Source organism: Streptosporangium pseudovulgare (assembly GCF_014648055.1).
Lineage (GTDB): Bacteria > Actinomycetota > Actinomycetes > Streptosporangiales > Streptosporangiaceae > Streptosporangium > Streptosporangium pseudovulgare.
The window spans coordinates 161338-173730 of the sequence record NZ_BMQJ01000008.1 but is presented as its reverse complement, the minus strand read 5'-3'; the positions used below and the strand labels follow the sequence as shown (position 1 = coordinate 173730).

Here is a 12393-nt window from a genome sequence, read left to right as displayed (position 1 = left end):
TCGGTTGACCCCCGTCCTCAGACGAACTTCTTCGACGCGAGGAAGTCGGCGGTCTTCACGCCGCCGTCGCCCTCGTCCTTGACGATGGTGCCGGCCGCGCGGGGCGGGGCGGCGGCGAAGTCGACGACCTCGCTCCAGGAGTTGGCCAGGCCCACCTGGGAGGCGTCGATCTCCGCGTCGGCGATGCCGAGCGTGGTGACCGGCTTCTTCTTGGCGGCCATGATGCCCTTGAAAGAGGGGTAGCGCGGCTCGTTGATCTTCTCGACCACGGAGACGACGGCGGGCAGCGAGGCCTCGACCCGGTCGTAGCCGTAGTCGGTGACGCGCTGGGCGGTGATGGTCTCGCCGTTCACCTCGACCTTGTTGGAGAAGGTGAGCTGCGGCACGCCGAGGCGCTCGGCCAGCATGGCGGCGAGGACGCCGGTGCGGGCGTCGGTCGACTCCGAGCCGAGCACGACCAGGTCGAAGCCGATCTTCTTGAGGGTCTGCGCCAGGGCGTAGGAGGTGCCCAGCGCGTCGGAGCCGTGCAGCGCGTCGTCCACCAGGTGGACCGCCTTGTCGGCGCCCATGGCCAGGGCCTTGCGGATGGTGTCGGTGGCCTTGCCGGGACCCATGGTGAGGACCGTCACCTCACCGCCGTGGGCCTCCTTCAGGCGCAGCGCCTCCTCGACCGCGTATTCACACAGCTCGTTGATGACGCCGTCGGCGGCGTCGCGGTCGAGCGTCTTGTCATCGGACCTCAGCTTGCGCTCGGTCGCCGTGTCGGGGACCTGCTTCACGCAGACGACGATGTTCATGGCCGGTGGCCGACCTCCCGTGTTCGCGTACGCCACCGCGTCCTTGCGGTTGGCGCCGGATGTGCGGTACGCACACGCGGGGCACGTGCACGTGATGCCAAGACTGCCAGGTGCCCGAGGGCGGCGTGACAGTGGGATGTCCGGTCCGGCGCGCGCCCGCCGGCTCCCGACATCATGTTACCCATCGGTAGCTTAGGTGCAAACCGCCAGGCAGTGTGCTGTTCACCCGACGATCGACCTTCGTTCCGACCGGTGTCCCACCACCCTAACCGAACTATGTTCCGCCGACGCGGGAGCCTCACCCGGGATTCGCCCGCGGCGAAAAGCTCCCCGGGCTCCGGGGTGTCAGGAGCCCAGGAGGATCGCCCCCACGACGAGGACGACGGTTCCCAGGGCCAGCGCGAGGGTCAGGGTGCTGAAGAACGCGCCGAGCGCGGCCCACAGCGCGAGGGTCCCGGCGATGCCGCCCAGGTCGAGGAACGCGCGCCCGCGGTTCTTCCGGGCGAACATCGCGACCCCCGCGTCGACGGTCACCGCCAGCGTGTACGCCGACAGCAGCAGCAGTGACACCTCGGGCAGCGGGTTCCGCGCCGTCGCCGCGGCCAGCGCGGCCAGCAGCCCGGTGCCGATCACCCAGCGGCGGTGCAGTACGGCGCGGCGGCGCTCGCGCAGCTCCTCCGGCGAGGGCCGGCCGGGCGGCCGTCTCCGCCCGGGACGCCATTCGCGGGTGACCAGGCCGTGCAGCCCGCCCCCGGCCGCGCCGCCCCCCGGCTCACGGAAGGCGGCGTCGGCGACGCCGGTCTCCGCCGCCCGCATCCCGGCGGCCTGCGCCTCCGCCCCCCGCAGCCCAGTGGCCTGCGCCTCCGCCGCCCGCGCCTCGGCGACCCCGGCGGCGAGCGCGGGGCGGACCCGCCGGGCGGGCGGTGCGGGCAGTGCGGCCACCCGCGGCTCGGCCTCCAGCACGGCCAGCAGCTCGGACGCCGAGGGCCGGGCGGACGGGTCGCGCCGCAGGCACCCGGCGAGCAGCGGCGCGAGCCAGCCGGGCACGCCCTCCAGGTCGGGATCGTGGTGGACGACGCGGTAGCCGACCGCCGAGGGCGGGCCGACGCCGTACGGCGGGCGGCCGGTGGCGGCGTGGGCCAGCGTCGCGCCGAGCGAGAACAGGTCGGCCGCGGGACCGGCGTCGGCGCCCTCCAGCACCTCGGGCGCGAGGTAGCCGGGCGTGCCCAGGACCGCGCCGGACGCCGTGACCGAGACGGAGTCGAGCGCGCAGGCGATACCGAAGTCGATCACCACCGGCTCGCCGTCGGTCAGGATCACGTTGGCGGGCTTGAGGTCGCGGTGGACGACCTCGGCGGCGTGGATCGCCACCAGCGCCTCGGCCAGGCCGTACGCCAGACGCGCCAGGCCGTCCCCCTCGACGGCTCCGTCCGCGATGACCGCGCTGAGCGGGCGGCCCTGCACGTAACGGGTGACGAGGTAGGGGCGGGGGCCCGTCATGGAGGCGTCGAGCACCTCGGCGACGTGCGGCCCCTGGACGCGCCGCATGGTCTCGACCTCGCGGGCCAGCCGGGCCAGGGCCGTCGTGTCGGCCGCGACGTGCGGGTGCAGGATCTTGACCGCGACCGTGCGCCCCTCGGGGTCCAGCGCGAGGTGGACCTCCCCGAAGCCGCCCGCCCCGAGCGTGGACAGCAGGCGGTAGGGGCCTAGGCTCTCGCCGTCCGGTGCTCCCATGCGAACTCCCTCCGGCCCTGCGTCCCCCCATCGTGCCGCAGGGGGACGATCACTTCCAGAAGGTGACGAAACCCAGCCCCAGACTGTTCAGCAGGTCGTCGACGAGACCGCCGACCAGGTCGAGCACGCCCATCTTCCCGCGGTTCACCTGGTTCTGCCATTCCAGGGTGAGCTGGTCGATGACCTGGGTCGGCGGCTTCCAGGGCGCGAAGGACGGGTGCACGGTGAACACGGCCATCACCGCGAAGAACGCCAGCGTGCCCAGGATGATCGTGGTCACCATCGCCGCCCCGGGGCTGCGGATGGAGGCGGTGAGCGTGCGGGCGACGGCCCGGCGCGGCTTGCCCCCGCCGGGCAGCACGAACAGCCCGGCCACGAACCCGCCGGCCGCGTAGGCGGCGGCCGTGTTGGGTCCCAGATGCGCGCCGAACCGCAGCGCGCCCCACACGCACATGCCGAACATCGCGGCCAGCGGGGCGGTGATCACGGTGGCGAGCGCCGCCTTGACCAGCGCCCACGGCGTGCCCAGCACCGCCAGCAGCGGGTCGGCCGCGCTGCCGCCGCGCACCGAACGGCGCTCGGCGAGGTCCCCGAAGAGGTACTCGCCCACCCGCAGGCACAGCACCGCGACCAGCGCGACGGCGCTCACCATGACCGGGCGCACGCAGGCCAGCCCGACGAGGATCGTCAGCAGCAGCGCCGCGGCCAGCGGATGCCCGGTGCGGTACGGAGCGCGCTCCTGCGGCCGGGGCCGGGCGTCCGGCGGGGTGTGCGGCCGGGCCTGGGCCGGCGGGGCGTACGGCTGGGGCTGCCCGGTCGGCGGGGGCGGCGGGTAGCCGGCGACCCGCTGGTCGGGGTAGGGAGGCGGCGGGTGGCCGCCCCGCCGCGTCGGAGCCGCGGCGTAAGGAGGCGGCGTGGCCGGCACGTACGGGGCGATCCCCTCCGGGGTCAGGCTCGGCTCGGGGCGGGACGGCCGGCTCCGCCGTTCGGGCCTGGCGTACTCCACCGGCGGCAGCAGGTCGGCGTAGTCGTCGCCGCGCGGCAGCGTGCGGGTGCCGTTCGGCGGGGACACCGGCCCGCCGCCGGGCAGGGTCGAGGCGCCGTCGGCGTCCAGGACCCGGGTGCCGTCGGCGTCGAGGACGCGGGTGCCGCCGTCGGCGGGCGGCGGCGTCTCGTGCAGGACCGTGGCCGTGGGGTCGAGCTCGCGGGCCATCCGGAGCAGTTCCTGGGCGCTCGGCCGGGCGACGGGGTCGACGGCCAGCGCCCGGCGGAGCCAGCCGCGCAACCAGACGGGGGCCTGGTCGATGTTGGCCCGGCCCTCCATGATGTTGAAGCAGACGACCTCGAAGCTGCCGGTGCCGAACGGCGGCTTGCCGGTCGCGGCGAAGAACACCGTCGAGGCCAGCGCGTGCACGTCGGCCGCCTGGGTGATCTCGGAGTCACGGATGATCTCCGGGGCGAGATAGCCGGGCGTGCCGACGAACATGCCGGTCTGGGTCAGCCGGGTGGCGTTGACCAGGTGCGCGATGCCGAAGTCGATGACCAGCGGCTCGCCGTCGACGATCATCACGTTGGCGGGCTTGAGGTCGCGGTGGACGACGTCGGCGGCGTGGATCGCCACCAGCGCCGCGCACAGGCCCCGGGCGAGCCTGATCACCTCGTCCGCGTCGAGCGGCCCGTCGGTGAGGACGATGTCCTCCAGCGTGCGGCCCGGCGCGAAGCGGGTGACGATGTAGGGCTGCCTGCCGGTCAGCTCGGCGTCGACGACCTCGGCGACCTGCGGGCTGCGCACCCGCCGCATGGTCTCGACCTCGCGGGTGAGGCGGTCGCGGGCCTTGAGGTCGGCGGCCACGTGTGGGTGGAGCACCTTGACCGCCACCTCGCGGCCGTCCTCGTCCAGCCCAAGGTGGACGACCCCCATCCCGCCCTCGCCGATCTGCCTGAGCAGCCGGTAAGGACCCAGCCGCTCGGGCGCCTGCGTCTCCCCCGTCATCGCCTCGCCCTCTCCCGTAGCTCGTCCAGTCTGCTCACCACCGTCTTGACACCGACCGGCGTCCACCTCGCCTCCCGTGCCCCGTCACGCACGGTGCCGGCCGCCATGATGACCGCCAGCACCGCCGCCGCCCCCACCGCCGCGGCCGTGATCATGGCCGCGCCGCGCGAAGGCAGCAATGATGCCAGCGTACGTCGCATCTGGCGGCTGGGGCCCTCAACCCCCGGTCCCGCGCTGATCGCCCACAGCGCCACCGCCGCCCCCCAGCTCAGCGCGTTCACGGTCGGCATCCCGGTGACCAGCACGGTCAGCAGGAGCGTCACCGGCAGGCCGAGGATCAGCGCGTACGGCAGGAGCGCGATCGTGACGCCCACCGCCTTCAGTAACGCGGCGGGGTTGCCGAGCACCCGCAGGACGTCGCCCGCCGCCGCGCCGGCCGGGCGGCGGGCGGCGAGACCGGGCTGGGCGATGTCGGCCGCGCGCAGCAGGATCACGACGGGCACGGCCACGACGGCGGCGAGGACCGGCACCAGGACGGCCACCGCCGCGACGGCGACCAGCGCCATCGTCCCGGCGACGCCGTGCGCGCGGGAACGCTGCAGCAGCCGGCCCGCCTGCGCCCCGGGCGGCCGGGGATGGGGGTAGGGGTAGGGCGGCGGCGCCGGCGACCGGTCGGGCCGCAGGTGCGGCGTGTGCTCGAACGGGTCCGCGGGCGCGGGCCACCGGTCGCGCGGCCCCTCGGAGGGCACCGGCGGCGGGTACGGCGCCGCCGGGCGGACGGCCCCGGGGCCGGAGCCGGGCCTGGCGGAGTGGTCGCGGGCGTACTCCTGCAGGTCCTGGGGACGGACCCGCTGCGTCGGGATGTCGCCGTCCGGCACCTGTGGCGTAGGCCGCGACCGGTCGGAGACGCCGGGCCGGGCGCCGTCGCCGGACGGGCCGGACGTCTCCGGGCCGGTCCACGCGCCCGAGCCGGCCCACGGGGCCGGACCGGACCTGCCCGGTCCGGAGGCGCCCAGTCCCGATGTGCCCGGGACGCCGGACGGGCCGGTGGGCACGCGCCCGGTGGGGATGTCCTCCGGCCCGAGCGCGCCGGTGGGCAGGTCGTGGGCGTCCTCGGCGGCGGCGCGGCGCAGCTCCTCGGGCGTCACCCTGCGGGTGGGCCAGGGATCGGACCGGTCGGCCGAGCGCTCGGCCGGCCGCTCGGCGGGCCACCGCCCGCCGGGCCGCTCCGCGGACCACTGCCCGCCGGGCCGCTCATCGGACCACTGCCCGGCGGGCCGCTCGCCGGGCCGCTCATCGGGCCGCTGCTCGCCGAGCAGCGAGACGTACTCCTGCGCCGGGGACGCGGGAGAGACCGGGGAGGGCTGAGTCGGCTGGGCCGGCGGCCACGGCCCGGCGCCCGGGCGAGGTGTCGCCGGGGTCGGCACGTCGCCGAGGTCGCCCGGCCGGCCCGGAAACCCGTGACCGCCGGGGACTCCCCGGCCGCCGGAGCCGTCCGGCCCGCCGGGAAGGCTCCCGCCCGCCGGGCCCGTGACGCCGGCGCCGCCCGCGCCGGGACCGCCGGGTCCCGCGTCGCCGAAGCGCGGGACCGTGACCATCTCGTCGGACACCCGGGGCCGGCCGCCCCCGGCCATCAGATGCCCCACCTGCCCGGCCAGCTCGGCCGCCGCGGGACGCCTGGCCGGGTCGCGCTGGAGCGCGGCCCGCAGCAGCGGACGAAGCGGCTCGGGGACGGAGTCGACGTCGGCCTTGCCCGCGGTGATGTTGTAGAAGATCATCTCCAGCGTGCCCTTGCCGAAGGGCGGGCGGCCGGTGGCCGCGAAGACCAGCGTGCCGCCCCAGGCGTGCACGTCCACCTCGGGCCCGGCCTCGTGCCCCTCGATGATCTCGGGGGCGAGGTAGCCGGGCGTGCCGATGAACATGCCGGTCTGGGTGAGCCGGGTGGCGTCCACGGCCTGCGCGATGCCGAAGTCGATGAGGACGGGGCGGCCGTCCAGGATGAGGACGTTGCCGGGCTTGAGGTCACGGTGGATCACCCCGACGGAGTGCACGGCGGCCAGCGCCACCGCCACCCCGTGGGCGACCTGGAGGAGGGCGGGCAGCTCCAGCGGGCCGTCCTGCTTGACCAGTTCCTCCAGCGACCGGCCGGGGACGTATCGCGTCACGATGTAGGGGCGGTGACCGGTCACGTCGGCGTCGACGACCTCGGCGATGTACTCGCTGCGCACCCGGCGCATGGTCTCGACCTCGCGGGAGAGCCTGCGGCGCGCCACGTCGTCTCCGGCGACCTCACCGCGCAGGACCTTCACCGCCACCTGACGGCCGCGGGGATCGGTGGCGAGATGGACCACGCCCATGCCGCCCTCGCCGAGCCGCCGGAGCAGCCGGTAAGGACCCAATCGGTCGTCCTGATTCATGGCATGTAGCACCATATCCGGTTAAACACCGCCCATGAGCTGAACCATCAGGCCATACTCCCCGAACACGTAACGTCCGCGAGACTTCAACGGTTTCCCAAAGGCAGACAACACTCAATCTCTTTTCGGCGACGGTTCGCCCATTTTCCCCGAGTCCTCACCGGGCGTTCGGTTCACCGGCCGGAGCGCCCCGGCATCCCGGCCCGGCTTCGGCTCGCCGGCCGGGCGCCTCCGCGGCCCCCGGTCCGGTCCCGGTTCCCCGGCCCCGGCCTCCCCCGGCGCCTCCGGCCCGGCCTCAGCTCGCCAGCCGGAGCACCTCCGCGTTCTCCAGCCCGGCCAGCAGCGAGCCGGCCACCGCCAGCTTGGAGCGGCGGACGCCGCTGCCGATCACGACCTCCGGGTGCGCCGCCACGGCCTCGTCCACCAGCACCGGCCACCCCGCGGGCAGCCCCAGCGGGGTGATCCCGCCGTACTCCATCCCGGTCAGCCCGACCGCGTCGTCCTGCGGCGCGAACGAGATCTTCCGGGCGTCCAGGTGCCGCCGGACCACGCCGTTGACGTCCGCCCGAGTCGTGGCGAGCACCAGGCAGGCCGCGTAGCGGACCTCCCCGGCGCGCTTGGCCGCCACGATCACGCAGTTGGCCGACTCCGACAGGGCGACGCCGTACCGCTCGCAGAACGCTGCAGTGTCGGCCAGCTCCGGGTCGATCGGGGCCACGAGCACCCCGTCGAGCCCCGCCGTCGCCCGCGCCACGGGCTCCGCGAGCAGGTCGGGCCGCTCGCCGGCCTTGGCCCATTCCAGCGTTCCGATCGCCATCGCCGTTCTTCCCCTCCGTCACGCGCCCCGCCGTCCCCGGGACCGCTCACCGTTTGGGGGACCGCTCGGCGGTCCCCGGGACTTCGTACCGCCGCCCCCTGAGACTGTACGGCCGTGCCCGCCACGTCCGGGACGACGCCGCTCGGCGTGCTCAGGACGTGCTCAGCACCCGCTCGTGGATCGCGGTGACCGCCTTCCTGGCCGACTCCATGGCCCCGGCCTGCCAGGCGATCAGGTGGGTGAGCCAGTCGCCGGCGAAGTGGACCCGCCCGGCCGGGCGCTGCAGGAGGGTGAAGGCCCCCTCGTAGGAGGGCCAGCGGACCCAGCCTCCCTCGATGTGCGGCTGGCGGTGCCAGGCGATCGAGACGCTGGAGCGCAGCTCGGCGCGGTACTTCTCTCCGTGGATCTTCTTGCCCTGGGTGAGCGCCCGGTTGCGGCGCTCGGCCGGGGAGAGCCGGCCGTACAGCTCGGCTTCCTTCTCGGTGTTGTAGTAGCCGACGAGCAGGCCGCTTTGGGCGTGGTAGCCGTAGGAGGGGTACCAGATGTGGGTGATGTCCAGGTCGGTCTCGGTGATGCCGCCGTAGATGCGGTCCTCGGTCTCCCACCAGCGCCTGCCGTACTCCAGGCCGATCTTGCCGGCGGCGACCGGCACGGGGGTGCGGAGCGCGGCGGTGACCTGGGCGCCGAGGTTGTGCGGCAGCCGGGCGAGCAGGTGCGGCGGCAGCGTGGCCACGCAGTAGTCGGCGCGGACCGCGCCGCCCGGGTGGGTCACCTCGACGCCGTCGGGCAGGTTCCTGATCCCGGTGACGGGCGTCCCCGTCCTGATCCGGTCGGGGCCGACCGCCCTGACCAGCGCGGTCACGATCGCGTCCATCCCGCCCACCGGCTGGAACATCGGCGCCGCCTGCTCGAAGCCGAAGTCCATGGTGATCGCCCGGCCGGTGCCCGCGGAGAGCACCTCGGCCAGCGAGGCGGGCGGGTCGAGCGGCACGCCGTCGCCGGTCGCCGGGTAGGTCGCGAACCCGCGCCGGTCGGAGCCGCGGTAGGACAGGTCGGGCCCGAGGTCGCCGAACCGGCGCAGGAACTCCGAGAGCCGCTCGCGGTCCTCCGCGGTGAGGCGGCGGTTCAGCGCGCCCGCGTGGGAGACCTTGGCCAGCAGCTCCGCGACGTAGCCGTACAGGTCGGCGCGGGCCGTGCGGGCCCGGACCGGGGCCTTCATGCCGCGCGTGTAGACGTACGCCGAGGCGTTGTTGTTGACGAACACCTCAAGGGGCACGCCCAGCTCGCGGCAGTAGTCCATGGCGATCATCCACTGCGCGATCCGCCCGGGACCGGCGTTGAAGTAGACGCCCTCGCCGAACCCGGCCGTCTGGTCCGGCCCGTCCTTCTCGGGCAGCCGGTCGCCGCCGCGCAGCGTGAGGTTGCGCCCGCCGACCCGGTCGGCCGCCTCCAGGACGGTGCAGTCGTAGCCCGCCTTGCCCAGCTCGTAGGCGCAGGTCAGCCCGGCGACACCGGCCCCGATGATCACGACCTTGGCCGCGCCCTTCCCCTTGAGGGAGAAGTCGGACGGCTGCGGCGGGACGTAGTCGGAGGGCTGGGAGTCGGGGGCCAGGCCCAGCGCCCCCATGGCCGCGAACATGGCTCCGGCGCCGCCGGCCGCGCCCACGCCCACCAGCAGCGCCCTGCGCGTCATCGTCCTGCGTTCGGTCACTGTCTTCTCGGGTCTTCCGGGCTCGCGGGGGTCCGAGCCGCCTTCGGGCCGGTCGCCGGGAGCGGGGCCGGGCCGGAGCGGTTCGCGGGGGTCGTCGGTCGTCGGGGGTCGTCAGCGGTTCGGAGGCTGTCGGGGGTCGTCAGCGGTTCGGGGGTTGTCGGGGGTCGTCAGTGGTTCGGGGGTTGTCGGGGGCGCCGGCGGTTCGGGAGCCGGTGGCGGTTGCCGGCGGGGTCAGCCGTACACGCCGCTGTCGCAGGCGATCTGGCCGCCGATGGTGGCCAGCAGGCCCATCATCCCCATGATCTGGGCGAAGTCGTCGGTGGTGAACTCGGTGTGCCGGGGCCCGACCGAGCGCACCCCGGGAATGACGGCGCATCCGGCGGCGATCGCGGTGGAGTTCCACTCGACGCCGAGGGTGAACGGCGGCTCCGCGGCGTAGGGGCGGAAGTCCGCGAGCCGGCCGAGCGCGCGGACGGTGGCCTCGCGGATGCGGGCCTGGGTCACCGAGGGCGGCAGCAGCTCGGCGGAGAACTTGTTGATGCCCTTCTTGACCGCGACGGTCTCGACGTCGCCGAGCAGCTCCCTGGCCTCCTCGCAGACCGCCTCGTCCCCGGTGACCAGGGCCACCGGGACGCCGAGCGACCCGGCGAACGACGCCACCAGGCGGGTCTCGCCGCAGACCTCGCCGTTGAGGTAGAGGTTCTGGATCTCCTTGCCCATCCAGGTGTGGTTGAGCACGCCGTGCTCGACCCCGGCCCGCGCGTGGTAGCCGACGAAGCAGGCGGCCCGGTGGCCCGGGTCGAGGCCCTGGCCCATCCGCAGCGGCTTGCCCGGTCCCCTGATCAGGGTGGCGCGCGGGTCGAGCAGGTCGATCCTGAGGTTCTTCGTCGAGCTGTGGGCGTCGTTGACGCACACCGCCTCGGCCCCGGCGTCGAAGGCGCCCTGGACGGCGGCGTTGGCGTCGGCGGTCATCAGCTCGCAGCCGCGCTCGTAGCCGCGGCCCCCCGCCCGCATCTCCTCGGGGTCGGTCAGGCCGGTGACGCCCTCCATGTCCACCGACACGTACACCCTCACGACAGCCCCCATGTCTCGACGCGGCGCGCCTCGTCGTCGTTCATGAATCCGATCTCGGCCGCGATGAAGTCGCGGACCGTTGCCCGCCACGGCTCGGGGATCTCCTCGATCGCGGGAGGGTAGCAGCGGTCCAGCCAGGCGGTCGAGGACTCGGTCGCGCCGAGGAACGCCGCGGCCTTGGCGAAGACCGTGTCCTCGATGCCGGGGATCCGGGCGCAGCCGTACTCGATCATCTCCTGCCCGCCGTACGGCGGGGGCTCCTGCCACTTGCGGGCGACCGGCCGGTCCGGGCCGATCGCGGTGCGCAGCGGGCGGCGTTCGACGGCGGCCTGGATGAGCTCCTTGTACAGGCACTTGCCGCAGGTGCCGCAGGGGCCGTCCTCGCCGCGCAGGCACCAGCGGACGTACTCCCTCAGCGGGGAGGAGAGGGCCAGCCGCATGGTGACGGCCTCGCTCACCCCGCCGACGGGCAGCACGATGTGCACGCCCGCCGCGGCGAAGGCGCGGCCCCAGGCGCCGTGCGGGGCCCACATCGGGTTGTCGGGGGTGTAGCGCAGCAGGTAGCGGTCGCCGCCCAGCCAGCGCGAGCCCAGCTCGTAGCCGAACGCCAGGCCGCCGAGGTCCAGTTCGTCGGCCATCAGCAGCGCCCCGGCGGCCACCGCGTGGTGCTCGGGGTAGCCGGGCCGGGGCTCGGCGAGCGTGAACTCCAGGTCGGAGCGGACGACGGTCGGCTCGCGGCCGGTGCGCGCGGCCAGCTTCGCCAGCACGTCGGCGCGGTAGTGGGTCCAGCGGTTGGGCACGCGCGGGTGGGACACCCGCTGGAAGTGGACGAACGGCGCGTCGGGCAGCATGGCCGCCGCGGCCACCGAGTCGGCGCCGCCGCTGTAGGAGACCGCCAGCCGGCGGCCGGAGCGCGGCGACGCGCCCACCGGGCCCGCCTCGATCCCCCAGCCGTCGTGGATCGCCTCCGCCAGCTCGGCGGAGATCGGCCGGTCGAAGGTGACCGCGCGGCGGGTCCACGGGGCGACGACGGTCCAGGCCGCCAGGGCCGCGAGGTCGGGGTGGATCTCTCGCGGCTCGCGCGGCAGCTCGACCCGGCAGGAGTTCGTGGCCATCTTCAGTGGCTGGCCGTCGGCGCAGTGCCCGGTGATGTCGTCCTCGGGGTCCAGCCGGAAGGTCAGGTGCCGGACGGCGCCGTCGGAGGTCCAGGAGACCCTCATCCGGCGCTCCCGGCGGCGCGGTCCAGGGCCGTCCCGGCGGCGCGGCCGGTCCTGGCGGTTCCGGGCGTACGGCCCTCCCCCGCGGGGCGGGCCGCCTCGGCGGTCTCAGGGGTACGGCCGGCGGCACGGTCCACGGCCTGCCAGAGCAGCACCTCGTTCTGCAGCACCCGCTCCATCGCGGCGGCCGTCTCGGTGGCCAGCCGGTGGGCGTCGTCCCAGCGCCGCGCCCGCGTCTCGTCCACGGTCCGGCCGGCGGGGGCGGCGGGGGCCTTGGCCGTGCGCGCCTGGAGCCTCTCGACCTCGGCGCGCAGCGTGGTGACCTCCCGGCGCAGCACCTGGACCTCCCACAGCGCGTCCTTGATGTCCTGGCGGTGCTCGGCCAGGGAGATGTACCGGGAGTCGAACCAGCCGCGCACCGCACTCCGCAGCCGGGCGGGCACCAGAGCCCGCTTCGCCAATCGCGCCATAGCCCGGCACGATACCGGCAAAGACTGAGATGTCCGGACAGTCCCAGGAATCGGCACAGCCTGGTGCGACCCTCGCATTCCAGCGCGGCCGGTCACCCGGCTCGGCCCGCCGCCGGTCTCGCCCCTCCCGGCCACCCGGCTGGGCCCGCCGGCCCCGCTCCTC

Annotated in this window: 9 protein-coding genes; all 9 read right to left on the bottom strand. The window is 75.0% G+C overall.

Annotated features, from left to right (window positions below; translation table 11 throughout):
- Window positions 1–17: 17 nt before the first annotated feature.
- Window positions 18–797, bottom strand: coding sequence for an electron transfer flavoprotein subunit beta/FixA family protein (locus tag IEZ10_RS17690; protein ID WP_189247609.1), 780 nt, complete (start codon window positions 795–797; stop codon window positions 18–20).
- Between the two features lie 345 nt (window positions 798–1142).
- Window positions 1143–2531 carry a serine/threonine-protein kinase gene (locus IEZ10_RS17685; RefSeq protein WP_189247608.1) on the bottom strand — a complete coding sequence of 463 codons (1389 nt, stop codon included), beginning with the start codon at window positions 2529–2531 and terminating at the stop codon, window positions 1143–1145.
- 49 nt (window positions 2532–2580) lie between these two features.
- Window positions 2581–4524 (bottom strand): serine/threonine-protein kinase, encoded by a 1944-nt coding sequence (locus tag IEZ10_RS17680; protein ID WP_189247607.1) that lies wholly within the window; start codon window positions 4522–4524, stop codon window positions 2581–2583.
- A complete protein-coding gene (locus IEZ10_RS39015; RefSeq protein WP_229811374.1) occupies window positions 4521–6941 on the bottom strand; it encodes a serine/threonine-protein kinase in 2421 nt (806 codons plus the stop codon). Before IEZ10_RS39015 ends, IEZ10_RS17680 begins: the two co-directional genes overlap by 4 nt.
- Before the next feature lie 295 nt (window positions 6942–7236).
- Window positions 7237–7758 (bottom strand): YbaK/EbsC family protein, encoded by a 522-nt coding sequence (locus IEZ10_RS17670; RefSeq protein WP_189247606.1) that lies wholly within the window; start codon window positions 7756–7758, stop codon window positions 7237–7239.
- Window positions 7759–7909: 151 nt separating this feature from the next.
- Complete coding sequence (locus IEZ10_RS17665) at window positions 7910–9469, bottom strand: flavin monoamine oxidase family protein (RefSeq protein ID WP_229811373.1); 1560 nt, start codon at window positions 9467–9469, stop codon at window positions 7910–7912.
- A 231-nt stretch (window positions 9470–9700) separates the two neighbouring features.
- Window positions 9701–10543, bottom strand: a complete 843-nt coding sequence (locus tag IEZ10_RS17660) for a M55 family metallopeptidase (RefSeq protein WP_189247605.1) — start codon at window positions 10541–10543, stop codon at window positions 9701–9703.
- Window positions 10540–11763, bottom strand: a complete 1224-nt coding sequence (locus IEZ10_RS17655) for a DUF6395 domain-containing protein (RefSeq protein WP_189247604.1) — start codon at window positions 11761–11763, stop codon at window positions 10540–10542. The genes IEZ10_RS17660 and IEZ10_RS17655 overlap by 4 nt, the downstream gene beginning before the upstream one ends.
- Complete coding sequence (locus IEZ10_RS17650; protein WP_229811372.1) at window positions 11760–12230, bottom strand: hypothetical protein; 471 nt, start codon at window positions 12228–12230, stop codon at window positions 11760–11762. Before IEZ10_RS17650 ends, IEZ10_RS17655 begins: the two co-directional genes overlap by 4 nt.
- Between the last annotated feature and the right edge of the window lie 163 nt (window positions 12231–12393).

What these genes read in the sequence shown, in the direction of transcription:
- IEZ10_RS17650 (WP_229811372.1), bottom strand. Translation starts at nt 12,230, where the DNA reads ATGGCGCGATTGGCGAAGCGGGCTCTGGTGCCCGCCCGGCTGCGGAGT.
- IEZ10_RS39015 (WP_229811374.1), bottom strand. Translation starts at nt 6,941, where the DNA reads ATGAATCAGGACGACCGATTGGGTCCTTACCGGCTGCTCCGGCGGCTC.
- IEZ10_RS17670 (WP_189247606.1), bottom strand. Translation starts at nt 7,758, where the DNA reads ATGGCGATCGGAACGCTGGAATGGGCCAAGGCCGGCGAGCGGCCCGAC.
- IEZ10_RS17655 (WP_189247604.1), bottom strand. Translation starts at nt 11,763, where the DNA reads ATGAGGGTCTCCTGGACCTCCGACGGCGCCGTCCGGCACCTGACCTTC.
- IEZ10_RS17680 (WP_189247607.1), bottom strand. Translation starts at nt 4,524, where the DNA reads ATGACGGGGGAGACGCAGGCGCCCGAGCGGCTGGGTCCTTACCGGCTG.
- IEZ10_RS17685 (WP_189247608.1), bottom strand. Translation starts at nt 2,531, where the DNA reads ATGGGAGCACCGGACGGCGAGAGCCTAGGCCCCTACCGCCTGCTGTCC.
- IEZ10_RS17690 (WP_189247609.1), bottom strand. Translation starts at nt 797, where the DNA reads ATGAACATCGTCGTCTGCGTGAAGCAGGTCCCCGACACGGCGACCGAG.